Raw genomic sequence first — 25,777 nt, forward strand, 5'->3', positions numbered from 1 at the left:
CGCATAGCGTAAGGCAAGCTGGCGGCGCCGGAGCACGCGAATCGGGCGGCTATTTCCGAAGGCCCCGACGGCCTTGTCGGTAACCGGGGAGCCGTGTGGCCGCTCCCCGGTCATCGCGTCAGGCCTTGTTGCGGTCGGTTTCCAGCGCGCGGTTGATGCGCAGGGCCAACAAGGTGCAGGCGGCGCCCGAGAGCAGATAGATGCTGACCGCGCCGAGGCCGAACCGCATCGACAGGCCCAGTGCCACCAGCGGGGCGAAGGCTGCGCCGAACAGCCAGGCGAAGTCGGAGGTCAGCGCCGCGCCGGTGTAGCGGAAACGCTTTGCGAAGTTCGCGGTGACGGTACCGGCCGCCTGGCCGTAGGAAAGGCCGAGCAGGGCGAAGCCGATCAGCAGGAAGGCATCCTGCGCCACCTTGCCGCCGCCCAGAAGCCACGGGGAGGCGATGGCGAACAGGCCGATCAGCACCGCCATGGTGCCCAGGGTGTTGCGACGCCCGAACTTGTCGGCCAGCACACCGGAGGCCACGGTAGCCAGGACCGCCACGAAGGCGCCGACGATCTGCACGATCAGGACGTTATTGATGTCCTGCGAGCGGTTCAGCGAGATCCAGGACAGCGGGAAGATCGTCACGATGTGGAACAGCGCGTAGCTGGCCAGGGCGGCGAAGGCGCCGATGAACAGGTTGTAGCCCTGAGCCCGGAACATCTCGATGATGCCGATTGGCTCCAGCTGGCCCTCTTCGAGCAACTGGGTGTACTCCTCGGTCACGACCAGACGCAGGCGGGCGAACAGGGCCACCACGTTGATGGCGAAGGCCACGAAGAACGGGTAGCGCCAGCCCCAGCCGAGGAAGTCTTCACGGGACAGCTGGGTATTGAGGAAGAGGAAAAGCGACCCGGCGATCAGGAAGCCCATCGGGGCGCCCAGCTGGCCCAGCATCGCGTACCAGCCCCGCTTTTCCTTGGGGGCGTTGAGCGAAAGCAGCGAGGGCAGGCCATCCCAGGAGCCGCCGAGCGCAATGCCCTGCAAGAAGCGCAGCAGCGACAGGATCACGATGACCTTGTAACCGCCGGTGGTATTGGCGGGCAGGAAGGCGATGCAGACCGTGGAGGTGCCCAGCAGGAAGAGGGCGGCGGTCAGCTTGGTGCCGCGGCTCCAGGTCCGCTGTATCGCCATGAACAGGGTGGTGCCGATCGGGCGGGCGATGAAGGCGAACGAGAAGATCGTAAAAGCCAGCAGGATCCCGTCCAGCGGACTGAGGAACGGGAAGAAGACCGACGGGAACACCAGCACGGACGCGATGCCGTATGTGAAGAAGTCGAAGTACTCCGAGGCGCGGCCGATGACGACACCGACGGCGATCTCGCCGGGGGCGACCGGGGCGTGGCTGGTCTGGTGCTGGCGGCGGACGTCCTGTTCGACGCCTGCAATCCCTTGATGCGCTTGCGAAATGGTCGTCATCGTACCCGGCCCGGCTGGAGAGTTGGCTACAGCATAGCGAAGCTTGAGGTCAATGGCTCGTAGACCATGGGACAATGTGTCCTATGGCCTTGCCCACCCGTTCAGCGTAAATTTTATGGTCCCCACGGTTGCCTCCATCATGCGAATGTCCTTGAAGATGTTGCGCGGATTGCTGATCCCCGCCCTTGCCCTGTTGCTTTCGGGCTGCGATGCCGTGCTGTTCAGCCCTTCGGGCGACATCGCGAGGCAGCAGCGCGACCTGATCATGATCTCCGTGGTGCTGATGCTCATCATCATCATCCCCGTGATCGTGATGACCTTCCTTTTCGCCTGGAAATACAGCGAGAAGAACAAGAATCACAAGGGCTACGACCCGGACTGGAACCACTCGACGGTCCTCGAGCTGCTGATCTGGTCGGCTCCCCTGCTGATCATCATCGCGCTGGGCGCCATCACCTGGACCAGCACGCACAAGCTCGATCCCTATCGTCCGCTCGACCAGATCGATGCCACCCGCCCCGTCGCCCCCGGCACCAAGCCGCTGGTGGTCGAGGTCGTGGCGCTGGACTGGAAGTGGCTGTTCCTCTACCCGGAACAGGGCATCGCCACGGTCAACGAGATGGCGGCCCCGGTCGATCGCCCCATCGAGTTCCACATCACGGCCTCGTCCGTCATGAACGCGTTCTTCGTCCCGTCGATGGCCGGCATGATCTATGCCATGCCCGGCATGGAGACGAAGCTGCACGCGGTGATGAACAAAACCGGCGATTTCGAAGGCATTTCGGCCAATTACAGCGGCGCCGGCTTCTCGGACATGCGCTTCACCTTCCATAGCCTGTCCGATGAGGGCTTCGACAGCTGGGTCGCCAAGGCAAAGGCCAGTGGCGACACGCTCAGCCGCGAGGATTACCTCAAGCTCGAGCAGCCCAGCGAGAAGGACCCGGTGCACTTCTACGGTACCGTGGCACCCAACCTCTACAACGCCATCCTCAACCGCTGCGTCGAGTCGAACCGCATGTGCCAGAGCGACATGATGGCGATCGACAAGCAGGGTGGGCAGGGTGTCGTGGGTACCTACAACGTGACCTCGCTCGACGCCGCGACCCGCGCCCGGGTAGGTCTGGCCGATGCCGGCCCGCGCTATGTCGGTGCCTACTGCCTCGGCGCCGGCGTGGCCGGCCAGCCGATGACCCCTGCCGGACGTCCGCTGTAACAGCGGCCGCCTGATTTCGATTCAAGCCTTAGCGAGTCCGGTAATGAACATGCCCGATCTAGCCAAACTGATCTTCGGACGCCTCACTCTCGATGCGATTCCGTACCACGAGCCCATCCTGATCGCCACCTTCGCGGGCGTCGCCCTCGGTGGCATCGTGGTGCTCGGTCTGATCACCAAGTACAAGCTGTGGGGCTATCTCTGGAAAGAGTGGTTCACCAGCATCGACCACAAGAAGATCGGCATCATGTACATGGTGCTCGGCATCATCATGCTGCTCCGCGGCTTCGCGGACGCGCTGATGATGCGTATGCAGCAGGCCATCGCCTTCGGCGACAACCCCGGTTTCCTGCCCCCTCATCACTACGACCAGATCTTCACCGCCCACGGCGTGATCATGATCTTCTTCGTGGCGATGCCCCTGGTCACGGGTCTGATGAACTACGTGGTGCCGCTGCAGATCGGCGCGCGCGACGTGGCTTTCCCGTTCCTCAACAACTTCAGCTTCTGGATGACGGTCGCTGGCGGCCTGCTGGTCATGGCCTCGCTGTTCGTCGGTGAGTTCGCGCGTACCGGCTGGCTGGCCTATCCGCCTCTGTCCGGCCTCGCGGCCAGTCCCGATGTCGGTGTCGACTACTACATATGGTCGCTGCAGGTGGCCGGTGTCGGCACTACGCTGTCCGGTATCAACCTGATCGCCACCATCGTCAAGATGCGCGCGCCGGGCATGACCATGATGAAGATGCCCGTCTTCACCTGGACCTCGCTGTGCACCAACGTGCTGATCGTCGCCGCCTTCCCGGTGCTGACGGCGGTGCTGGTGCTGCTCGCGCTCGACCGCTACGCCGGTACCAACTTCTTCACGACGGACTTCGGCGGCAACGCCATGATGTACGTCAACCTGATCTGGATCTGGGGTCATCCCGAGGTCTACATCCTGGTGCTGCCGGTGTTCGGCGTGTTCTCGGAAATCGTTTCGACGTTCAGCCGCAAGCGCCTGTTCGGTTACGCCTCGATGGTCTACGCCACCGTGGTCATCACCGTGCTGTCGTACCTGGTCTGGCTGCACCACTTCTTCACCATGGGTTCCGGCGCGAGCGTCAACTCGTTCTTCGGCATCACCACGATGATCATCTCGATCCCGACGGGTGCGAAGATCTTCAACTGGCTGTTCACGATGTACCGTGGCCGCATCCAGTTCGACGTGCCGATGCTCTGGACGATGGGCTTCATGGTCACCTTCGTGATCGGCGGCATGACCGGCGTCATGCTCGCCGTGCCCCCGGCCGACTTCCTGCTGCACAACTCGCTGTTCCTGATCGCGCATTTCCATAACGTGATCATCGGCGGCGTGGTGTTCGGTGTGTTCGCCGCCATCAACTACTGGTTCCCGAAGGCCTTCGGCTTCCGCCTCGACCCGTTCTGGGGCAAGTGCTCGTTCTGGTTCTGGCTGACCGGCTTCTACTTCGCGTTCATGCCGCTGTACGTGCTGGGTTTCATGGGCGTCACCCGCCGCATGAATCACTTCGAAGATCCGTCGCTTGCCATCTGGTTCCGTATCGCCGCCTTCGGCGCGGTGCTGGTCGCTCTGGGTATCGCCTCGTTCCTGATCCAGATCTTCGTCAGCATCCGCAACCGCGAGAAGCTGCGCGACGTCACCGGCGATCCGTGGCACGGCCGTACCCTGGAGTGGTCGACCTCGTCGCCGCCGCCGGACTACAACTTCGCGTTCACCCCGATCATCCATGACTCGGATGCCTGGTGGGACATGAAGGAGCGCGGTCACGAGCGTCGCCTCGGTGGCTACCTGCCGATCCACATGCCGAAGAACACGGCAGCGGGAGTCGTCATCGCGGGCTTCGCCTTCGTGGTCGGCTTCGCCATGATCTGGCACATGTTCCTCATCGCCGGCCTGGCCTTCGTCGGCCTGCTGGTGAGCGCCATCACGCACACCTTCAACTACAAGCGCGACTACTACATCCCCGCCGACGAAGTGGCTCGTACCGAAGCCATCCGCACGGAAGAGCTTGCCGCCCATGTCTGATAATCACGCTTCGCCCGCAGTCGTCGCGGATGGCCAGAAACTCGAGTTCTGGATGAAGGAAGATCACCACCCGGCCAACGGAACGTTGCTCGGGTTCTGGATCTACCTGATGAGCGATTGCCTCATCTTCGCCTGCCTGTTCGCCGTCTACGGCGTGCTGGGTCGCAGCTACGCCGGTGGCCCCTCGGGTGCCGACCTGTTCGAGCTGCCGCTGGTCGCCGTCAACACCACGATGCTGCTGCTGTCTTCCATCACTTACGGCTTCGCCGTGCTGGAGATGCAGAAGAATCGCAAGGGTACGATGATGGCGTGGCTGGTCGTGACCGGTCTGTTCGGTCTGGCCTTCCTCGGCATCGAAATGTGGGAGTTCGCCCACCTGATCCACGAAGGTGCCGGTCCGCAGCGCAGTGCGTTCCTGTCCTCGTTCTTCACCCTGGTCGGCACCCACGGCCTGCACGTGACCTTCGGCTGCATCTGGCTGGTCACGCTGCTGTTCCAGGTGGGTCGCTTCGGTCTGACCGCCGCCAACAAACGTCGCATCATGTGCCTCTCGATGTTCTGGCACTTCCTCGACGTGGTCTGGATCGGCGTCTTCACCTTCGTTTACCTGATGGGAGTGCTGCCGTGAGCGCGCACATCGAATCGCACGATCACCACCACGACGATCACCACGATCACGACGACGGTGCCAGCCACAGCACGCTGAAGGGCTACATGACGGGGTTCTTCCTCGCCGTGTTCCTCACCGCGATCCCGTTCTGGCTCGTGATGGGCAAGGTCATCCCGAACTCGCAGACGCTTGCGATCGTGGTGCTCTTCTTCGCCGCCATCCAGATCGTGGTCCACATGATCTACTTCCTGCACATGAACACGAAGTCGGAGGGTGGCTGGAACATGCTGGCCCTGATCTTCACTCTGGTGCTGGTGGTCATCACGCTCACGGGTTCCATCTGGGTCATGTTCCACATGAACGCCAACATGATGCCGGGTATGTCGCATGACATGACCGAGCAACAGGTCAAGAACCTGCCTTGAGCACCAACGTTCCAAACGAAGCCACGACGCCGCGCCCTCCGCGCGGCGTCTTCGTTCTGGCCTTGCTGGCGGTGCTCGGCACGGTGCTTTTCGTCGCTTTCGTCGCCCTGGGTACCTGGCAGGTGCATCGGCGCGCGTGGAAACACGACCTGATCGCCCGCGTCGATCAGCGCGTGCATGCGGAACCGGTCTCCGCGCCGGGGCGTGGGCAGTGGACCGTGGTCAGCGCCGCCAACGACGAGTACCGCCGGGTCAGGCTGACCGGCACGTTCCTGCAGGACAAGAGCGTGCGTGTGCGTGCCAGCACGGAGCTGGGCATGGGTTCGTGGCTGATGACCCCGCTGCGTACGCGTTCGGGCGACACGGTCATCGTCAACCGCGGTTTCGTGTCCACCACCTGGTGCGGCGGTAAGGCCACCTGTACCCCCGGCCCCGCCGGTGAAACCACGATCTCCGGCCTGCTGCGGATCAGCGAACCCAAGGGTGCGTTCCTGCAGGACAACGACCCCGCGGGCGATCGCTGGTATTCCCGTGACGTGGCGGCGATCGCCGCGGCCAAGGGTCTGGACGACACCGCGCCCTATTTCGTCGACGCGGACGCAGCTTCCTCGCCCGGTCGCGGCGAGGGTAACGAAGGTCCGGTCGGCGGGCTGACCGTCATCGCTTTCCCCGACAACCATCTGTCCTACGCGATCACGTGGTTCGGTCTGGCCCTGATGACCCTGCTGGGCGCCTGGATCGTCTGGAAGGACCAGCGCAGGAAGCGCCGCACACCCTGAGGGCGTTTCAATTTCGGCATCCCCGGACGTCTTGGGTAGATGCAGACGCCTTACCCCGAGTCGCAAGCGATGCACGACCTGACCCTGGCCTGGGCGACGCCCCGCCAGCGGCGAGGCACGCTGGCCCTGATGCTGGACCACGCGCGACGCCGTGCTTCCCTGCGACGCAAAGGCGCGGTTCCGGAACGGCGCCTCACCTATCTCCTTCGTTCGCTCGCGGCCTTTCGGCGGCAGACGGCATGGCTGGGCATGGTTGGGCGCTCGCGGGCGATGCGTGCGGCCGCTGAGCTCAATCCCCGCGTCTATGAGCGCTGGCAGCGCCATTACATCTCACGCGACTTCGATCTGGCGACGTGCGCCCGCCTCGTCGAAGCGCATTACCGGTTTGTCGCCCGCGAGTTCCCGGAGCGCCTGCGAGAGCGTCTGATCCGCGGTCACGACGTACGCCTGGCGACGCTGCCGCTCGGTGGCGGTGAGGTGGCGTATCTGCATGCGCGCGCGCCCGAGCACGAAGCCACGGGCGAACTCGGCCTGTTCCTGCTCAACGGCGACAAAGAGGTGATTTCCTCCTGTGCGATCACGTTCGGCGGAACGGATGGCCTGCTGGTCGGCGCCATGCGCGGGTCGTGGGCCTACCTCGGGCGCGGTGCGATCGCACGGTTCACCCGGGCCACGGGCGGCCTGCGTCCGCGCGACCTGCTGCTCGCGGTGGTTCGGGCGCTGGCGACGTATTTCGGCATCGACCGGGTGCGCGGCGTGTCCCGTGAGGCGCATCCGCTGGATCGTCGGGCGGGTGTCACGGCGGCGTCCTACGACCGCTTCTGGCGCCGGCATGGCGGCGTCCCGGGTATCGACGGGTGCTACGAGATTCCGCGCATCGGGGCGAGCAGCGGCCGCGATGAACGCGATACGTTCCGGCGTGAAGCCTGCGAGGTCGCCCTGCGCTCGTTCGCGAAGGCCTAGAAGTCGTACGAACCCGAGAGCAGCACGACGCGCCCCTGCCTTACAGGTACGAAGGTCTCGTCGAAATTCACTGCGTACAGCGTGCGGGCGAAGAGGTTCTTCACGCCCAGGGTCAGCCGCCAGTTCCTGCCATAACGCGACACGTTGGTCTCCACGCTGGCCTGGCCGGGAATGCCGAAGTACTGCCCGTCGCCGCTGGTCCGCCCGATGCTGCGGCTGCGGGCGAGGATGCCGGCGCCGACGCCCCAGGGTTTGGTGTCGCCGTCGCCGAAACGATAGCTCGCCCATGCGGCGGCCTGATGCCTTGGAGAACCGGTGGGGCGGGTGTCGTCGTTGTTGTGGATACGTGCTTCCGTCACGCTGGCCAGCACATCGAGACCCTCGGCGACACGACCGGAAAACTCCAGCTCCACGCCGCGGTTGGTCTGGCCCGGTCCGGGCGTGGCGAAGAACGGCGGTTCCGGCGATACCAGGTCGACGCTGTGATCGACATGGATGCGATAGACCGCTGCGGTCAGTCGCGCGCGATGGTCGAACAGGTCGAATTTGCCGCCGACTTCCACCTGGCGGGACGTGGCGACGGGCAACGGCTGGCCGTCCTTACCCAGCAGCGGGTCCGGCTGGAAACCCGTCGACGAGTCGGCGTACAGCGCTATCCCGGGCGTCAGCTTGTAAACGACGCCCAGCTTGGGAATCCAGCGCGCCTTGCGGATCGTGCGGGGAGACCCATCGGTCCAGTGCGTCTCCAGCTTATAGGTCGTTCGGCGCAGGGCGGCAAGGACGTTCCAGTCGTCGCCGATCGCGACCTGATCCTGCAGGTAGACGCCGGCATTCGTTTGCCACGAACCGCCCAGCGTCTGCACCGTGGTACTCACCGGCGCGATCAGCGCATTGTATTTGGCGGACATGGTCGCGCCAGTGCGCAGGTCGTACGCCAGCGGACGGGTCGTTACGTAGGCATCGCGATCGGTGACCTCGTCGGTGCCGCTTTCCGTTTCGGTTGTCGTGCCGCTGCCGCCGTCACCCGCGTGGGTGCGGGCGAGGTCGACGCCGACCAGAACCGTGTGCGTGACGTCGCCGTAGCGGAACGTGCGGGTGAGGTCGTTCTGCCAGGTCCAGTAGGTGCCGGTGTAGCGAAACGAGCGCGCGACGGCCGACAGGACGTTGCTCTGCGTACCGAAACCGCTCGATACATACGACCAGCTGTTGCCGTCGCTGCGCTGGCGGACGTACTGGCCCTGGCTGTGGAACGTCCAGTCCTCGAACTCGTGATCGAGCTCGAACACGGCGCGTCCGGTGCGGTAGGTCGAGGTGTCGCCCGGTGTGCCGGGGACGGAGCGATACGGCGACGCGGAGGCCAGCGAGGCGCCGAGCAGGACGGTGTGCTCCGGTCCGGGGACCCGGTTGTCCACGAATTCCAGCCCGCCCATGACACGTGTGCGTTCGCCTTGCCATGCGAGCGAGGGCGCGACGTAAGCGCCGTGACCGCCACCATCGCCTTCGTCGGTTTTCTCGCCGCGCTGCCCCGCCGCGACGAGGCGGTACGTCACTGAACCGTCCTTCGATGCGGTGCCCGCGAGATCGATACCGAGCCTGCCGCCGTCGTACCTGCCCAGTGAATACGTGATCGTGCGCACCGTCTCGGCCTGTGGCCGCTTCATCACGACGTTGACCGAGCCACCGAAATTATTGTTCTGCGACGCGTCGCCAAGAATGGCTTCGGGGCCGCGCAGTACTTCGACACGTTCGATGCCGATCAGCGGTGGCAGATCCTCGGTGCGAGCGATGCCGTTAGGCATGCCGTCCGTCATGCCATGGCCGGCATCGAAACCGCGGATGAGAAACAGCGGCGCGCCGCCATAACCGTCGACGTACTGCACACCGGCGACGTAGCGCGCGACATCGCCGATATCGACCGCCTGTTGTGACTCGATCACGTCGCGTGTCACCACCGAGATCGACTGCGGCACGTCGGTCAGGTGGGCATCGTTGCGCGTGACGCTTCGGGTGGTGTCCGCCTTGAAACCGCCGTCCTGCACCAGACCCTGCACGTCGACCGTCGCCAGCGGAACGACATCCGCCGGATCGAAGGGGGCGGCCGGATCGCCGGGCGCCGGCGTCGCGTTGCCGGGCTTCTGCCGCTGGCGCACGACGACCGTGCGGGCGTCATATGACTCCCGTTCGAGATCCGTGCCCTGCAGCAGTTCATCGAGGGCGGCGTTCGGCGTGAGAACGCCCTGCGCACCACCGGATCGCCAGCTTGCGATGGAGCCGGACGCGGTGAGCACCTGTACGTTGGCCTGTTTACCCCAGGCCAGCAGCGCCGTGGCCAGCGGCTGCGGCGCGATGGCGAACGCCACGGGAGCGGAACTGAAACCATCGGCCGGAACCTCGGCGGCGCAGGCGGCGCCGTGCGCGAGCACCAACGCCAGCGCGCCGGTGATTGCGCGCCGGCGCCCGCGAAGCGAGTACTGCAAGACCTGCGGCCCCAACGGTGGTGTTCAGCGCGGCCTGGCACCCCGCGTCATGGCGGTCTGACGGGTGAGTTCCAGCCGGTCGGTATAGGTGTCGACGCGCACCGGAAACACCCGGGGCAGGGCCGCCACCCAGCTGTCGATGGTATCGACCTGCACGGTGCCGGTAAACGTCAGCTTGCCCAGTGCCGGATCGGCGAGGCGGATGGGCCGGCTGCTGTAACGGTTGACGTTGTCGACCACGGACGACAGTGGTTCATTGACGAATTCGAGCCGATGGCCGCGCCACGCGGTAGCCGTGGCCGGATCCACGTCCAGAATGCGCATGGCGTGAGTCTCCGGATCGAATGAGACTTCGCGCCCGGCACCGAGTTCGATGGTGCCATCGTCGCCCTGAGCCCCCGTCGGCGATACCTGCACCCGGCCTTCGGTCACCGCCACGGTGACCCGGTCGCCGGTGCGGCGCACGTTGAACGCCGTGCCGAGGTCGCGAATACGCAGTGGGCCGGCATTGACCACGAACGGACGCTCGGCATGCGCCACCCGGAAGAAGGCCTCGCCCGCATCCAGATCGATCGCCCGCTCGTCGTGGCCATAGCGGGTGGTTACCGAGGTCGCGCCCCCCAGCTCGATGCTGGAGCCATCGGGCAGGTCGATGTCGCGATGGCCGGCACGTTCGCTGGCGTACTGGCGGGTGGATGCCTCATGGGACGGACGCAGGCCGATGAATGCGCCCGCCCCGAGCAGGGCCAGCGCCGCCACCGCAGCGGCTGCCAGCGCGATGAGCGGCCGCCTTGCACGATCCGGATGGAGCGGGGCCGGGGCGTAACGCTGCACGAAGCGTTCGCGCAGCGACGGGGCCATGGCGCCCGCCGCCTCGGCCAGCGCCGAGGCGCGCTCGAACGCTTCCGCATGGCGCGGATCGGCCTCGAGCCAGTCGCTCCAGTCCAGCAGCGCCTGTTCGGGCAGGTCGGGATCGCGCAGCTGGGCCCACCAGTCCGCGGCGGTGTGTTCGACAGGGCGATCGATGCTAACGGGGGTCAGGGTCATGAGGGGTTCTCCGCGCGGTCGCGGCGTTCGCGGCAATGCGCCAGGGCATTGCCGACGTGGTAGCGCACCATGCGCTCGCTGAGCTTCATGTCCTTCGCGATGGAGGCGAAGTCGCGTCCGTCGATCACGTGCATGACGAAGGCGCGGCTGGTCTTGGGTGGCAACTCGTCCAGGGCCTGGCGCAGGTCGCGCCATTGCTCATGGGCCGACGCGTGTTGTTCGGGAATCGGCGTGACATGCCAGTCGTCGGCATCGGGATCGACCGGAGCCGTGGCGCGTACGTTACGCATCCGCAGCTTGTCCACGGCCAGATTGGAGGCCGCACGGAACAGAAACGCACGCGGCGAATCGATCTTCGTCGCGTCGTCCAGCGCCAGCAGCTTCAGATAGACCTCCTGGGCCACTTCCTGGGCGTCGGCAAGCGAATTCAGCCGTGCCCGCAGGAAGGCGACAAGAGCCGGGTTGTGCTCGCGGAACAGGGCGACCACCTGGGCGGCGCGCTTGCCCCCCGGTGAGGCGCCTGCCTCGGAAGAGTCCATGGTGTGTCTGACCGCGTTCATGGGGCTGGGTATCAATGGTCGCACGGTGGGAAATCGGCGCCCGTACGGGCAGGGACGAACGCCGATTTCCGCACCGGCGAACACCCTAGACGTGCCAGCTCCGGAAAATTGAAATGGGCGCCTTCACATCTTCGTCGGCCGATACCGGTCAAGGCGTGGTGGACCGTGCCGATAAAGGGTCTATCCCCCCACGATGCAAGCGGACTGCGTCTTCACCCGGTCCCCTTCATGACGTCGTTCAACCGCTTTCGTATCGCCACCCGGCTTGCCGTCCTGGGCGCCATTCTCCTTGCCGCGACGGTCATCGTCGGCATCGGTGGCTGGCGCGGCCTTGCCCGTATGCACGAGGTCCAGGTGGCGTCGGCCCGCACGGCGCTGGCCTATTCCACCGCGGCGGATACCGCTCGCGTGGCCCAGGTCGACTTCAAGAAGCAGGTCCAGGAATGGAAGGACCTGTTGCTTCGCGGTGCCGATCCCGCCGCCTTCCAGAAGTACCGCGCGGCGTTCGGCACGCAGGCGGACGCCGTGAAGGCGGACCTGGAGCGGCTGCGTGCGCAGCTGGCCGGCGTGGGGTCGTCCGTGGCCGAAATCGACGCCATCGAAGCGACGCACGCCACCCTGCGCGAGAAATACCTTGCCGCGCTTGCCCAGTACGCGGCGTCCAATCCGGGAAGTGCGCACGTGGTCGATGGCCTGGTGAAGGGAATCGATCGCGCTCCGACGGCCGCGATCGATGACATCGTGGCCCGGGTGCAGAAGGAGTCAGCGACGACCTCGGCTCGTCTGGAGGACGAAAGCGCCGCGGCCTTCCGCGCCGCCCTGATTCTGCTCGGTGCGGTCGTGCTGGGCGCGGTCGCGCTCGGTGTGGTGATCACCGTGCTGCTCGCGCAGAGCATTACGCGGCCGATCGGTCGGGCCGTCTCCGTCGCGGAAGCCGTGGCCGAAGGCGATCTTTCGACTGACATCCTCGTCCACGGCCGTGACGAGACGGCGCAGTTGCTGGGCGCACTGGCCCGCATGAACCGACAGCTGCGCCAGGTCGTGACGACGATCCGCCAGGGGGCGGAAGAAATTTCGCAGTCGACCGGTGAGATTGCCGAAGGCAACCTGGACCTCTCGTCGCGCACGAGCGAGCAGGCCGCCGCGCTCGAAGAGACGGCCTCGTCCATGCAGGAATTCACGAGCAGCGTGAACGGCAATGCCGCGAACGCGCGCGAGGCGCGCGGCATCGCGGAAGCATCGTTGCTCGGCGCGCAGGAAGGCGAGGTCGCCATGCGCGACGCGGTCGACGCGATGGACCGCATCGCCGACGTGTCCGGCCGGATCGCCGACATCACCGCCGTCATCGACCGGATCGCCTCGCAGACCCACATCCTCGCACTCAACGCGGCCGTGGAAGCGGTACGTGCCGGTGAGGCGGGACGCGGTTTTCATATCGTCGCGGCGGAAGTACGCACGCTGGCGGGTCACTCGAAGCAGGCGGCCAACGAGATCCGCCTCCTGGTGGACGAATCGGTCGAGACGATCGCCGACGGCGCCCGCCGCATCGGCAGCGCAGGCAGCGCCATGACCGAACTCTCCAGCGGCGTCGAGCGCATGACTCATTCCGTGCGTGCCATCGCCACGGTCAGTGACGCCCAGGCAGCGGGCATCCTTCAGGTGAACGAGGCCGTGCGTCAGATCGACGAGGTCACCCAGAGCAATTCGGCCCTGGTGGAAGAGGCCGCGGCGGCCGCCGACGCCGTGAAGCAACGGGCGCGCGAACTGGTCGACAGCGTGGCCTTCTTTCAGCTCGACGCCGCCTGATAAGGCGTCTGTAAGCGTCTGTCACAAGAGGTCGGCTAGGATGGCGCGACCTCAGCCGCCGTCCCATGTCCGCACTTGAACGACGAACGATCCTCCCGACGTGAATTTTACGGGTTCATGCTCATCGCCCTGGCGGTGCTGGCGGCGGGAATAGGACTGCGCGACCCGTGGCCGCCTGACGAACCCCGCTTTGCTCTCGTGGCGCGGCAAATGCTCGAATCCGGCCAGTGGCTGTTTCCTCATCGTGGGATGGAGCTCTACTCGGACAAGCCGCCGATGCTCATGTGGACCGAGGCGGCGTGGATGTGGCTCACCGGTGGCTGGCGTGGCGCCTTCCTGCTGACCTCGCTGTTATCGGGCCTGGGCACGCTGGCGCTGGTCTGGCACGCCGGGCGCCGTCTCTGGGACGCTCGCACCGGTCTGTACGCGGCGATCGTCGTGCTGTCGACGATGCAGTTCATCGACGTGATCCGGCATGCGCAGATCGATCCGCTCTCGCTGTTCTGGATCACGCTGGGCAACGTCGGCATCCTGATCCATTGCCTGCGTGGTCCGAGCTGGCGCATGTACTGGCTCGGGTGCTTCGCGGCGGGGCTCGGGGTGATCACCAAGGGCGTCGGTATCGTCGCGCTGCTGATGTTGATTCCTTACGGCGTCATGCGTTTCCGGCAATGGCCGGGCGTCACGCGCACGCAGGGCGACGGCTGGCGCTGGGCCGGCGGTGCGCTGGCTTTCCTGATCGCCGTGTCGCTCTGGCTCGCGCCGATGCTGATCGCCGCGTACGGGCTGCGCACCCCGGAATACCTGGCCTACGTGCAGGACATCCTGTTCCGCCAGACGGCGGAACGGTACGCCAACTCCTGGCAGCACGCGGAGTATCCGTGGTTCTTCCTTGGGGTCATTCTGCAGGAATGGGTGCCGGTATGGCTGCTGATTCCCCTCATGCTGCCGCGCTGGCGCGAGGCGTTGCGCCTGCGCGAGCCGCGCGTCTGGATGCCGCTGGTGTCGTTCCTGCTCATCCTGGTGTTCTTTTCGATTCCCCGGGGCAAGCGGGCGATCTACATCCTGCCGGCCTTGCCGATGCTGGCGCTGGCGATCGCGCCTTACCTCGGCGAGTTGCTGAAGGCACGCTGGTTGCAGCGGTTCTGTCTGGCACTCACTGCAATCTGCGGCGCCGTGTTTGGCGGCGTCGGACTGTGGGCGCTGCTGAAGCAGCCCAGAGCGGCGCAGAAGATGGCCGCCCGCTACGAGCTGACCGATGGCGGCCATACGTTGTGGCTCGCGCTGGTGGTGATCGGTGTGCTGTTCCTCGTCTGCGCGGCGCTCTGGCGGACGCGACGCGGTGTCATTGCGTTGCTGGTGGGCATGGCGGCGGGCTGGATCGTCTGGCCGGTGATGACCTACCCGGCGTTGAATGCCAATGAATCGGCGCGACAGGTGATGATGCGCGCCGATCAGCTGATCGGCGCCGACGGACAGCTTGGCATGGTGTTGTGGCGCGAGGAAAACCTGTTGCAGGCCGTGCGGCCGGTGAAGGAATTCGGCTTCAGCAGGAGCGGTCCGGAGCAACTGGCCGATGGGCGTGCCTGGCAGAGGGAAGATCCGTCGCATCGCTGGCTCCTGGTGACCGGGCAGGCGCTGGACGACTGCGTGGTGAAGGAGCGGGTCGTGTTCGTCGGGCTGGCCAACGGGCTACGGTATTCCTTGCTGCCTTCGGCGGCTTCGAAAGCGGCATGCGTGCCGTCAGGGCTCGTGACCGATCGCTAGAAGCTTTCGCCAGCAGGGCTGGCTCCTACAGGGCTACGGCACCCACCAAATGCCGCGCTCTGGTAGGAGCCAGCCCTGCTGGCGATGCAATCTTGCCAGGCCTCAAAGCGCCGGCGCCTCGGCCTTCGTCCGCCTGAGCATCCGCTCGTACTTCTTGTTGGTCCGCGATGCGTTGTGCGCCCGATTCATCGAGCAGTGCGGAATGATGTTCTTCTCGCCGAAGCCATCGATCATCACCAGCCTCGGCCCACCGCGGGAATCCTCGCCGTACACCACGTTCCAGGCATGCAGGTCGGCGGCGATCACGTTATGGCTGAGCAGCCGCGCATGGAAACTTTCCAGCTCCTTCTGCGTTACGGCGGTGAACCCCTCGGCCTTGACCCAGTCGTGGAGGGTAGGCGCCAGACCACCGTCGGGCCGGCACACCTTCTCCACGATCTGCCCCAGCCCGATGTCCGTCATCTCCAGGCCGACGACCCGGGCGATGGGCACGTCGTCATAGCCGCCGGTATAGATGCTGCTGACGTATTCGCGAAACTCGCGCACGAAGTCCTTGTACGGCCCGCTGCGGGCCATGCGGCGATACCACGGGGCGGCGTTCCAGCGCGCTTCGATCGATTCGCTGGCGATGACCTTGATCAGCAGGTCGGGCTCGTCGGGATGCTGGTACACCTCGCGGACATGCCCGGTGGCGATCGGCTTGGCTTCGGCCAGTCTGAACATCGTGGATCCTCATGCGGCGGCATGAAAGCCGGCTGTAAGTCGTTCGTGGGGCGCACAGTGTAGAGTCATGCGCCTGTAACTGGCGTTTTTCCACGCGTGGCGGCCCGCCACGCCCCGGTCCGGACTTCCATCGTGCGCAAGCTTACCTGGCGTTTCATCGTCGCCGTCCTCGTCTTCCTGACGCTTTCGCGCGTCGGCCTGTCCGTCTGGCAGTGGACCCGCGTCCACGATGCGGGCGGCCTCTGGCCGATCCTGCTCGGTGGCTGGCGCATCGACCTCTCGCTGCTGGCCATGGTGGTTGCGCTTCCCGCGCTGTTCTCGCCGTGGCTGGGCCACCGCCGCTGGCCCACCCGGATCGCGGCATGGTGGTTGCGCTTCTGGTGGCTGCTCTACGTGCTGCTCGAAGTATCGACGCCGCAGTTCATCGCCGAATACGACACGCGTCCGAACCGTCTCTACTTCGAATACCTGACCAGCCCCCGAGAAGTCGCCTCCATGCTGTGGCAGGGCTACAAGCTCTCGGTCGGCGCGGGCCTCATCGTCTTCGCGCTGATCGCCTGGCTGGGTTTCCGTCTGCTGCCGACCCGCCAGCCGGATCGTGCGCCGCTAAGCGGCTGGTTGCGCCCGGTGGTTACGGTGCTGGCCTTCGCCGTGCTGTTCCTGGCCGGCCGCGGCACGTTGCAGCATCGTCCGCTGAATGCCTCGCAGGTCGCCTTCACCAACGACGCGATGGTCAACACGCTGCCGCTGAACTCGCTCTACAACGTGCTCAACGCCGCGCTGGCGCTGGGTAACGAGCGGTCGGCCTCCGCCGTCTACGGCAAGATGCCGGAAGACGAAATGAACCGCACCGTGCGCCAGACCGCCGGTTTCGACGGCGCGCCGATCGACCCGCAATACCCGAGCCTGCATCGGCAGGAGCCGACGCGTCAGGGTGACAAACCGCTCAACCTCGTGATCATCCTCGAGGAGAGCCTGGGTGCGCAGTTCGTCGGCAGCCTCGGCGGCGCCGGTTACACCCCTGAGCTGGACAAGCTCTCCAATGAAGGCTGGTGGCTCGAGCGCACGTACGCCACGGGCACGCGCAGCGCGCGTGGCCTCGAGGCGACGACCACGGGTTTCCTGCCGACCCCTGCCGAGGCCGTCCTGAAGCTTCCGCGCAGCCAGCGCGACTTCTTCACCCTGGGTGCGCTGCTCGACACGTTCGGTTACCACACGCGCTTCCTCTACGGCGGCGAAGCTCACTTCGACAACATGCGCTCGTTCTTCTATGGCAACGGCTTCAATGAAGTCGTCGACCGTGCGACGTTCAAGACCAGTCCGCAGTTCGTGGGTTCGTGGGGCGCGTCGGACGAGGACATGTTCAACGAACTGCATCGGCGTCTGCTCGACGACGGTGACAAGTCCACGTTGACCGTCGCATTCTCCGTGTCCAATCACACGCCGTGGGAGTACCCGGCCGGCCGTATCAAGGCCGAAGGCGATCCGGCAAGCAACGCCAACGCGGTGCGCTACGCGGACTGGTCGATCGGTCGTTTCTTCGAGCGTGCGAAGCAGTCGCCGTACTGGAATCACACGGTGTTCCTGATCGTTGCCGATCACGACGCACGCGTGTTCGGCGCGAGCCTGGTGCCGGTGCGTCACTTCCACATTCCGGCACTGATCCTCGGCGCGGGCGTGCCGGTGAAGAAGGACGATCACATCGTCAGCCAGGTCGACCTCGCGCCGACGCTGCTCTCGCTGATCGGCATTCGCAGCGAGCATCCGATGCTCGGCGCGGACCTGACCCAGCGCTATCCGGACCGCGCGATCATGCAGTACGGCGACAACTACGGTTATCTCAAGGGCGACCAGCTGATCGTTCTGCGCCCGAATCAGGCGCCGACGCAGTACCACTACCTGCTCGATCACGAGTATTCCGCCAATGGCGAAAAGCTCGACCCCGTCGCGGTGGATCCGTCACTGGAAAAGACCGCGCTGGCGCATGCGTTGTGGCCGAGCTGGGCGTACAGCAAGCAGCGCTACCGCCTGCCGCCGAAAGCCGATACCGGGAAATAACCGGCTAAGCGGCTTATAAGCCATGCGGGGGCCGCCGATGCGGCGATAGCCAGTACGTCACGTGCTGGTTATTGCCGCCGACGCAGCGCCTCAGGACGATTGGCCGGCATACGGACCTGTTGACGGGACAGGCGCGTTTTTGCTGTACTACATGCACTAGTACACATGGTGCACTCCGATGGCTCGTACCCAGGCCCTTCCCATCCAGATCGCCACCGGCGATCCCCGTCCGATCGGCAAGCAGATCGTCGACGCCGTGCGCTTACGCATCGCCACGGGAGAGCTGCAGCCGGGGGCGCAGTTGCCCAGCGTGCGCGGTCTGGCCCAGCAGCTGACGGTCAACCCGAACACGGTGGCCAAAGCCTATGCCGAACTGACGGCGGAAGGCTGGCTGGAGTCGCGACAAGGCGTCGGCCTCTACGTCGCGCCACCTCGCCAGCGGCTGAGCGAGGACGAGCGCGACCGGCGCATGGACGAAGCGATCCAGACCTTCGTGCATGAAGTGGCGGCGCTGGACTATCCGCCTGAGCGCGCCATGGGCCGCCTGGACAAGGCGCTGGCCGTGCTGACCCGGAAGTCGGCCTGATGTATTTCCGGGGGAGCGACATGCATCGCGCGAACGACTACGTCGTCGAAACACGGGCGCTGAGCAAGCGTTACGGTGGCAAGGTCGCCATCGACCAGCTCGATCTCGCCATCGCGCCGGGCAATATACACGCCATCGTCGGTGCGAACGGCGCTGGCAAGTCCACGCTGTTCCGCATCCTGCTCGGCTTCCTGCCGGCCACCTCGGGCGATGCGTGGATCCTCGGTCGCGACTGTCGCGACCTGCGCCCGGAAGACCGGCAGCGGATCGGCTTCGTCAACGAGGAGCACACCCTGCCCGGATGGATGACCGTAGCTGCCGTCACCGCGATGCAGCGGCGCCAGTACGCGGCCTGGAGCCAGCCGGCGTTCGACGAGGTCATCGGCCATTATCACGTACGCCCCACGCAGAAGGTCTCGCAGCTGTCGCGCGGCGAGCGGGCCGGATTCAACCTCGCGCTGAGCCTGGCCCAGCGTCCGGCGTTGCTCGTGCTCGACGAGCCCACCCTGGGTCTCGACGTGGTGGCCAAGCGCGCGTTCCTGGAAACGCTGCTGCATTCCAACGCGGTCGAGGGCTGCACGGTGATCTACTGCTCCCACCAGATGGAGGAGATCGAGCGCGTGGCCGACAACCTCATCATCATGGAGCGCGGCGCGCTGAGGAATGTCTCGCCTCCCGACGAGTTCCGCGCACGTGTCGCGCACTGGGTGGCGGACATCCCGTTCCGCGGGCCCGACCCGCGGCTCGTTCCCGGGTTGCTCGACGCGCAGCGCATCGACGGCATCGAGCATTACCTCGTGCTCGACCAAGGCGACGGCTTCGCCGATTTTCTGCGCGCCAGCGGCGCACGCGATATCCATCGCCTGCCGGTCAGTCTGGACCGCGCGGTGAACGGCTTCCTCTCCAAACACCACGCCGTGCCGACCGCGGCGTGACCGCCACGCGTCGCACAGGGAGAACGATCATGCGTGACCTGCTCAAGGCCGAATGGCTGCGTTACCGCCTTTGGGTCGTGCTCTACGCCACCGCCCACCTGCTGGCCCTGGCTTTCTTCATGCGGCTGGTCGACATGGGCCAGCAGCCGATCCACGTTTTTCGCATCACCGGCGCCTGCTACGTGCTTACCGGCATCCTGCTCGGGCTGCATCAGTACGGCACATGGCGGCGGCCCAATCAGTGGCTGAACCTGCTGCACCGCCCGCTCGCGCCCCGTCGTATCGCCGCCGCGCTGATCGGGGCGGGACTCGCGGCGATCGCCTGCGCTGTCGTGCTGCCGGTCCTCATCGCACTGGCATGGCAGGCACGCGGCACGGGCCACGTGGTGGACCTGCGTCACCTGATCGTACCGGTCGCCGCCGGGTTGGTCGGTTGCGCCGGCTACTTCGCCGGCGCGTACGGCGTGCTCGCGGACAGGCGCTATTCGTCGTGCGCGCTGGTCTTCCTGTTCTGGCTGTTCGTCGCGCAGGCCAGCGGCCCGCTGCTGCTCGCGGTCCAGGGCCTGGCCTGCGTCTGGTTGCTGGCGCTTCTGCTTGTCGCGTTCCGACCGGATCTGGGCGCGGCGCCGCGCTCGCTGCCGGCCATCGTCCTGACCGCCATTCCCGTGCAGATCGCCGCCTACCTGTTGCTGAATCTGCTGGGCTTCATGGGCGAGCTCGCGTGGATCATGCAAGGCACCCACCCGGTGAACATGGCGACGCCCCCACACGGAGGCTTCGTCGAAACCGAACGCATGACCGGCCGTGAACGCATGCTGGCGGGCCTGCACGACGCGGGTAACGGACAGGCGCCGATCTGGCGTGAGCAGGTGTCGCTGTCCGACGTGCACGAGATCGAGCGGCAGCTGCCGGATGTCACGCCGTGGCAGGAGATGAGCAACACCGTGCCGACCGCGTTCGATGACGCCGACATGCGCATTCGCTGGACTTTCAGCCACGACCGCATGCGTTTCGAAGGCATGCGGCTCACGGATGGCCGGCGCGCGGGCGAACTCGGTGTGGGTGCCGGCAACGCGGCGTTCCCCGCCATCGCGACACCTGCCGGCATCCTGCCCGGCATGGGTAAGGGCGATGTGGCACTGATAGCAGGGCAGACGTTATATCAGTACGTCGCGAGCGTGGGACGCATCGTGCCGCGTCTGGTCGTCGATAAAGGCGAGCGGCTGCTCGGTACGCAGCCGGTGGGCGGAAGCCTGGTGATCCTCAGCGACCGTGCGCTCTATGTGTTCGACGGAAGGCATCTGCTCGACGCGCCGGTCCCGCCGGCGGCGCGACAACGCGTGGCGATACCGGGACTGCCCGGCGACCAGACGCGCGCCGAGATGGTCGAGCTGGTCGACGGCTATCTGGTCTCGTTCACCTTCAGCCGCCGTCCTTTCGACATGCTCGGAGCGCCGCCGTACCAGACGGTGCTGTGGGTCGACGACCAGGGCGACGTGGTTCCGGTGGCGACACGCGCGCTGGATCCGGATTTCCCCGTGTTCTATCGATATCGCAGCTGGTGGTTCTCGCCGGTCCTCTACACCTTGCGCGATCGGGCGACCGGCCTGTTCGCCACGCCGTCGCCATATCGCGAGTACGCGACGCCTCCCGTTCCCGAATCGATGCGCTGGCTCGCCGCGGTGTTGTCGCTCTTCGCGGCGTCGATCGGGGCGTGGGTCGCATGGCGTCGCAGCCTGTCCCTCGGCAGTCGCCTGGCCTGGACGGCGACCTGTGCGCTGGTCGGGCTGCCCGCGGTCGCCAGTCTGGCGTTGATCGTGCCGCGCGCCGAGCGCGCGGTTCGCCCGTTGGCGACTCCCGCCACCGTCTGATCCGTTACTAGGAGACCGTAATGAATTCGTGCCGGCTATGGTTCGGGGCGCTCATGGCGCTCGCCCTCGCGATGCCCGCGCTGGCGGGTGACCGCGCCTTCGCCGACGCGCTGCGACGCGAGCGCTCGCGACCGGCGTCGCCTCGCTTCGAGCGGGCGGCGTTTCTGGTTCGGCCGTCCGTAACGGCGGTGTCCCTCTCCCCGGACGGCCGGCAAATGGCGTGGCTGCGCGGACCGGAGGACGGACGCTCGCTGTGGCTGGCCCCGACCGACGCCGGCGAGGCGCGCCAGGTCCTGGCCGGCAGCGACGCGACGGATCTGCTCTGGTCGCACGACGGGCGCTGGCTGTTGCTGGTGTCGCCTCGACATCTCTTCGCGCTGGCCACGGCGGGGCAGGCGGGAACGCGCACCCTTGTCGAACTCAGCGGCCCGGGCGGGCGTGAGGTGATGGAGGTGGACGCAACGTCGCCCGCCGCGGTCATCGTTCGCGAGCGCGTCCTGGACGCCGACGGTGCGCCCGGTGGCTGGCGCCTCTCCCGCGTGCGGGTCGATGGTCAGCAGGAGCGGCTGGCCGACGCGGTGGGCAGGATCACGGGCTTTGCATTAGCGGACGATGGCCGCCTCGGCTGGCTGCAGCAGGTCGATGGCGCCGGTGTCGACACGTTGCGCATCGATCGCGACGGACACCGGGAGCGCGTGCTCCGGTGCGATGCGATGTGGCGTTGCGCCCTGTGGCCGGTGCTGGACGCCGATGCGCGTGCCCTTTTCATGAGCGACATCGGCGGCAGCCTCCGTCGCCTGCAGCGACTCGAGCCGGACGGTTCGATGCGGCCGCTTGCCGGCGACCCCGCGCAGGTGGCCGATGTCGACGAGGCGACCGCGGACCCTGCCACCGGGCGCCCGACGATCCTCGCGTATCGCGGCATCGCATGGGCGGCGCAGGGGCTCGATCCCGCGACGCAGGCGCGCGTCGACCGGATCCGCGCACGGTTTCCGGGCAAGGCGCTGCGCTTCCAGCGGGGCGCGCATCGCTGGCTCGTCGTCGAGCGGGGTGGAGCGCAGCAGGATGCGCGGTACCACCTCTTCGATCCCGCGCACGACCGCTTTACCGAAGTGCTCACGACGCCACCGCTGCGTGGCCGCGACGGCGGCGTGGCGTCATGGCTTCCCGATGCGTCGATGGCGACGCAACTGCCGTTCGACTGGACGGCGTCGGACGGGATGCGCCTGCATGGTTTCGTCCGCGTGCCGCCCGGGGCCGACCCGGCGACATTGCCACTGGTCGCCCTGGTCCATGGCGGTCCGTGGGGCAATGTCGCCGCCGACGAATTCGGCACGGGGGTCTCGCAGTTTCTGGTGAATCGCGGCTATGCGGTGTTCGAGCCCAACTTTCGCGGGTCCACCGGTTTCGGCCGCGACTATATGCTCGCCGCGCAGGGCGACTTCGGTAACGGGCGCGTGCAACGCGACATCGTCGAGGGCGTGCGCGCACTGCTCGCCGCGGGAGTCGGTGATTCGCGCCGGGTGGGTATCGTCGGTGCGTCGTTCGGTGGTTATTCGGCGTTGCTCGGCGTGACGTGGCAGCCCGAACTGTTCCGGGTGGGTGTGGCGCTCGTGCCGCCATCGGACTTTGCCTGGGACATCGCCTGGATCACGCGTTCGACGGAGGCCAACTCGCTCTCGTCGCCGCTGCCGTTCGAACTCTGGATGACGCAGGTTGGCCTGGGTGACAGGGGCACGCTGCAACGCATGCACGACGAGTCGCCGCTGGCCAACGCGACGCGTATGCGACGCCCTCTGACGATCATCGCCGGCGGCGACGATCAGCGCGTGGCCTTGCGCGGTGTACTCGGTTATGCGGCGCAGCTGAAACACCTGGATCGTGACGTGACATTGCTGGTCGATCCGGCCGCCGGACACAGCAACGAGCGGCCACTGGCACGGGAAGCAAGCCTGTACCTCATCGCCGATGCCCTGCACCGCCATCTCGGCGGCATGGCCGAAACACCGCCGGACCCTGCCATGCGCGACTATCTCGCGGCCAATCTGCGACTCTCCGGCGATGCCCTTACCACGGCGTCATCCGCCAGCCCTGTGACATCGCCTTCAGACGTGCGCTGAAAGCGAATGCAGAGGAGAGATGGGTCTCCCGTTGGCGATCAGGCCTGCGCACGCTTCAGAGCGCGCGCCAGGGTGTCGGTGAGCGCACTCTGCGAGAAGGGTTTGGCCAGACGCGGGATGTCGATGTGCGCGCCGCCGGCAAGGTCGGCGTAGCCGGTGACCATCACCACTGGCAGTGAGGGATCCCGCTCGCGGACACGCTGGGCCAGCTGCGCGCCGGTCATCTGCGGCATCGCGTGGTCGGTGAGGACGAGATCCACCGGGGTGCGCTCGAGCAGCCCGAGCGCTTCGGCTCCCGAGCGCGCGGTGATCACGCGGTAACCCAGCTCCTGCAGCATCTCGGCCGTCGTCGCCCGGACCAGGTCGTCGTCGTCGACGGCGAGAATGCAGGGCGAGTGCTCCCGCACGGGATTCGCAGGCATGAGGACCGGCGTCTCGGTGACCGGCGCCGGGTCGGCACCCGCGTCGGCGTCCGTCGCGGGCAGCCAGATTTCGGCGGTCGTGCCCACGTCGGGACGGCTGGTAAGGAAGAGAGAGCCGCCCAGTTGCTCGGCGAGCCCGTGGACCATCGACAGACCGAGGCCAGTGCCCTTGCCGACGCCCTTGGTGGTGAAAAACGGCTCGGTGGCCCGCTTCAGCGTCGCGTCGTCCATACCCGCGCCCGTATCGCTCAGCGACAGGCGCACATAGCGACCAGCGACGAGCGGGCCATGCGCGTGGTCCACGTCGACGCCGTCGATATGGATGGCCATGGTGCCCACACCGTCCATCGCGTCGCGCGCGTTCACGGCGAGGTTGAGCAGGGCGGATTCGATCTGGTTGGCATCGCCCTCGATCGTCGCCGGTCCCGGCCCGAAGCGGGTTTCGATGACGATCGTCGGACCGAGCGAACGCTGCATCAGCTCGGTCATGCCCTCGACCAGCACGCGAAGGTCGATGCGTTCGGCTTTCAGATCCTGCCGGCGTGCGAAGGCGAGCATGCGCCGGGTCAGCACCGCTCCACGCTCCGCGCCCGAGCGCGCGCTGTCCACCAGCCGCAACAGCTGCGGTTCCTCCGGCAGGCGCTCACGCAGCAGTTCGAGGCTGCCCTGAATGACCATCAACAGGTTGTTGAAGTCGTGCGCGATGCCGCCGGTGAGGTTGCCCAGCGCCTCCATTTTCTGCGCCTGCATGAGCGCCTCCTCGGCCTGCATCAGCGCCGCCGTGCGTTCGTGGACCTTGGCCTCGAGCGCTTCACGGAAACGACGGTCGCTCTCGCGTACGGCGGCCTCCGCACGCACGCGTTCGATATGCGACCACGACCGTTCCACCACTTCGGAGAGCAGCGCGAGGTCATCCGGTTGCCAGTCGCGGGCTTCGCGGTCGTGGACCGCCATCAGCGCGGTGAGCCGGCCGCCGCGGATCAGCGGCATGCAGATCGTGGCGCTGGCCCCGAGTTGCTGGAACGCTTCGGACTCCTCGGGCGGGAGCTCAGCCCGGTTGTCACGGACGATGTACGGCTTGCCCGCGGACAGGCTGGTCACCGCGAGGCGGCCGAAGTCCGTCAGCTTGTAGCGACCGACGATGCTTGGAGAGCCCGGGGCGCACCAGTCGCCGCGGATGGTGAAACCGTTCTCGTCCTCGTCCATGTCGGCGTAGGCGCAGATGGACACGCCCAGATGCCTGGCGAGCATGCGCGTCGTCGTCGCGAGCAACTGGTCGGCATCGGTGTATTTGGCGGTGGATTCGCGCAAGGTGTCGAGGAAGCGCAGGCGCGCCTCGTTGCCGCGTATGGACTGCTCGGCGCGGACCCGTTCGGTGGTTTCCACCACGATGGCGATGACCCCGCCCGGGCTGCCGCTTTCGTCGACGACCGGCGAGTAGTCGAGGTTCATCCAGACCGGCTCGGGCAGGCCGCGCCGGATCAGCGTCAGTTGCTGATCCTTGTACGCGAGCGTGCCGCCGGCAAGGCCGACGCGCATCACGTTGTCGTTGAAATCGGCGATCTCGTCCCAGCCCTTGCGCACTTCGGAGCCTAGCAGCTGTGGATGGCGCCCTCCCGCAAACACGGAATAGGCGTCGTTGTAGATCATGTAGCCCTTCTCGCCCCACAGCAGCACGATGGGCACGGGGGAAAGCAGCAGCAGGCCGGTGGTCGTGCGCAGGCTCTGCGGCCATCCCTCGAGCGGCCCGAGGTCGGTGGTCGCCCAATCGAACGCACGGATGAGCGCGCCGGTCTCGCCGCCGCCGTCGAGCCAGGAAAGATCGGGATTGTGACCGGCCGGAGCGCCTGGCATGGGGCGTATTTCCATCAGCGTTTCGTGTCGTCCCGAGTCTAGGCAGGCAAATGTG

Annotated in this window: 19 protein-coding genes; 13 read left to right on the top strand and 6 right to left on the bottom strand. The window is 66.5% G+C overall.

Annotated elements, in window-relative coordinates; genetic code table 11:
- Positions 1 to 118: 118 nt before the first annotated feature.
- Entirely contained in the window at positions 119 to 1,462 is a 1,344-nt protein-coding gene (locus B5X73_RS08130; protein ID WP_079521266.1) for an MFS transporter, read from the bottom strand.
- A gap of 139 nt (positions 1,463 to 1,601) precedes the next feature.
- Here B5X73_RS08130 and cyoA point away from each other — a divergent pair, with 139 nt between their 5' ends.
- From cyoA to B5X73_RS08160, 6 genes are all read left to right on the top strand, one after another.
- Positions 1,602 to 2,675 (top strand): ubiquinol oxidase subunit II, encoded by a 1,074-nt coding sequence (gene cyoA / locus B5X73_RS08135; protein WP_197056510.1) that lies wholly within the window; start codon positions 1,602 to 1,604, stop codon positions 2,673 to 2,675.
- A gap of 70 nt (positions 2,676 to 2,745) precedes the next feature.
- Positions 2,746 to 4,719 (top strand): cytochrome o ubiquinol oxidase subunit I, encoded by a 1,974-nt coding sequence (gene cyoB / locus B5X73_RS08140; RefSeq protein WP_197056653.1) that lies wholly within the window; start codon positions 2,746 to 2,748, stop codon positions 4,717 to 4,719.
- Between the two features lie 52 nt (positions 4,720 to 4,771).
- The gene (cyoC, locus tag B5X73_RS08145; protein ID WP_214442890.1) at positions 4,772 to 5,347 is read left to right on the top strand and encodes a cytochrome o ubiquinol oxidase subunit III; all 576 of its coding nucleotides are present in this window, start codon (positions 4,772 to 4,774) and stop codon (positions 5,345 to 5,347) included.
- Positions 5,344 to 5,754 carry a cytochrome o ubiquinol oxidase subunit IV gene (gene cyoD, locus B5X73_RS08150; protein WP_036109351.1) on the top strand — a complete coding sequence of 137 codons (411 nt, stop codon included), beginning with the start codon at positions 5,344 to 5,346 and terminating at the stop codon, positions 5,752 to 5,754. The genes cyoC and cyoD overlap by 4 nt, the downstream gene beginning before the upstream one ends.
- On the top strand, positions 5,751 to 6,533 hold the full coding sequence (locus tag B5X73_RS08155) for an SURF1 family protein (protein ID WP_079521268.1): 783 nt from the start codon (positions 5,751 to 5,753) through the stop codon (positions 6,531 to 6,533). Before cyoD ends, B5X73_RS08155 begins: the two co-directional genes overlap by 4 nt.
- 39 nt (positions 6,534 to 6,572) lie before the next feature.
- Positions 6,573 to 7,496 carry a DUF535 family protein gene (locus B5X73_RS08160; RefSeq protein ID WP_079521269.1) on the top strand — a complete coding sequence of 308 codons (924 nt, stop codon included), beginning with the start codon at positions 6,573 to 6,575 and terminating at the stop codon, positions 7,494 to 7,496.
- Here B5X73_RS08160 and B5X73_RS08165 read toward each other — a convergent pair.
- The 3 genes from B5X73_RS08165 to B5X73_RS08175 are packed head-to-tail and all read right to left on the bottom strand — an operon-like array spanning position 7,493 to position 11,559.
- Positions 7,493 to 9,973, bottom strand: a complete 2,481-nt coding sequence (locus B5X73_RS08165) for a TonB-dependent siderophore receptor (protein ID WP_254857256.1) — start codon at positions 9,971 to 9,973, stop codon at positions 7,493 to 7,495. The two genes, B5X73_RS08160 and B5X73_RS08165, sit on opposite strands and share 4 nt — an antisense overlap.
- Positions 9,974 to 9,997: 24 nt before the next feature.
- Positions 9,998 to 11,020, bottom strand: a complete 1,023-nt coding sequence (locus tag B5X73_RS08170; RefSeq protein ID WP_079521270.1) for a FecR family protein — start codon at positions 11,018 to 11,020, stop codon at positions 9,998 to 10,000.
- Entirely contained in the window at positions 11,017 to 11,559 is a 543-nt protein-coding gene (locus B5X73_RS08175; protein ID WP_139382703.1) for an RNA polymerase sigma factor, read from the bottom strand. Before B5X73_RS08175 ends, B5X73_RS08170 begins: the two co-directional genes overlap by 4 nt.
- A gap of 249 nt (positions 11,560 to 11,808) precedes the next feature.
- Here B5X73_RS08175 and B5X73_RS08180 point away from each other — a divergent pair, with 249 nt between their 5' ends.
- Both B5X73_RS08180 and B5X73_RS08185 read left to right on the top strand, forming a co-directional pair.
- Positions 11,809 to 13,386, top strand: a complete 1,578-nt coding sequence (locus tag B5X73_RS08180) for a methyl-accepting chemotaxis protein (protein ID WP_079521272.1) — start codon at positions 11,809 to 11,811, stop codon at positions 13,384 to 13,386.
- A 117-nt stretch (positions 13,387 to 13,503) separates the two neighbouring features.
- Positions 13,504 to 15,153 carry an ArnT family glycosyltransferase gene (locus B5X73_RS08185; RefSeq protein ID WP_079521273.1) on the top strand — a complete coding sequence of 550 codons (1,650 nt, stop codon included), beginning with the start codon at positions 13,504 to 13,506 and terminating at the stop codon, positions 15,151 to 15,153.
- Positions 15,154 to 15,255: 102 nt separating this feature from the next.
- Here the strand turns inward: B5X73_RS08185 and B5X73_RS08190 are convergent, their stop codons facing one another.
- Entirely contained in the window at positions 15,256 to 15,876 is a 621-nt protein-coding gene (locus B5X73_RS08190; RefSeq protein ID WP_079521274.1) for a YrbL family protein, read from the bottom strand.
- A gap of 132 nt (positions 15,877 to 16,008) precedes the next feature.
- On the opposite strand from B5X73_RS08190, the gene B5X73_RS08195 reads away from it, so the two are divergent.
- The 5 genes from B5X73_RS08195 (at position 16,009) to B5X73_RS08215 (ending at position 23,446) form a co-directional block, all read left to right on the top strand.
- Positions 16,009 to 17,934, top strand: coding sequence for an LTA synthase family protein (locus B5X73_RS08195; RefSeq protein ID WP_079521275.1), 1,926 nt, complete (start codon positions 16,009 to 16,011; stop codon positions 17,932 to 17,934).
- Between the two features lie 178 nt (positions 17,935 to 18,112).
- Positions 18,113 to 18,520 carry a GntR family transcriptional regulator gene (locus B5X73_RS08200; protein WP_079521276.1) on the top strand — a complete coding sequence of 136 codons (408 nt, stop codon included), beginning with the start codon at positions 18,113 to 18,115 and terminating at the stop codon, positions 18,518 to 18,520.
- Between the two features lie 20 nt (positions 18,521 to 18,540).
- On the top strand, positions 18,541 to 19,455 hold the full coding sequence (locus B5X73_RS08205; protein ID WP_079521329.1) for an ABC transporter ATP-binding protein: 915 nt from the start codon (positions 18,541 to 18,543) through the stop codon (positions 19,453 to 19,455).
- Between the two features lie 29 nt (positions 19,456 to 19,484).
- Entirely contained in the window at positions 19,485 to 21,326 is a 1,842-nt protein-coding gene (locus B5X73_RS08210; RefSeq protein WP_079521277.1) for a hypothetical protein, read from the top strand.
- Positions 21,327 to 21,379: 53 nt separating this feature from the next.
- Positions 21,380 to 23,446, top strand: coding sequence for a S9 family peptidase (locus B5X73_RS08215; RefSeq protein ID WP_176167781.1), 2,067 nt, complete (start codon positions 21,380 to 21,382; stop codon positions 23,444 to 23,446).
- A gap of 38 nt (positions 23,447 to 23,484) precedes the next feature.
- On the opposite strand, the gene B5X73_RS08220 is transcribed toward B5X73_RS08215, so the two are convergent.
- A complete protein-coding gene (locus tag B5X73_RS08220) occupies positions 23,485 to 25,722 on the bottom strand; it encodes a GAF domain-containing hybrid sensor histidine kinase/response regulator (protein WP_176167782.1) in 2,238 nt (745 codons plus the stop codon).
- Positions 25,723 to 25,777: the final 55 nt, after the last annotated feature.

The sequence above is a fragment of the Luteibacter sp. 22Crub2.1 genome, assembly GCF_900167995.1.
Taxonomy (GTDB): Bacteria; Pseudomonadota; Gammaproteobacteria; order Xanthomonadales; family Rhodanobacteraceae; genus Luteibacter; species Luteibacter mycovicinus.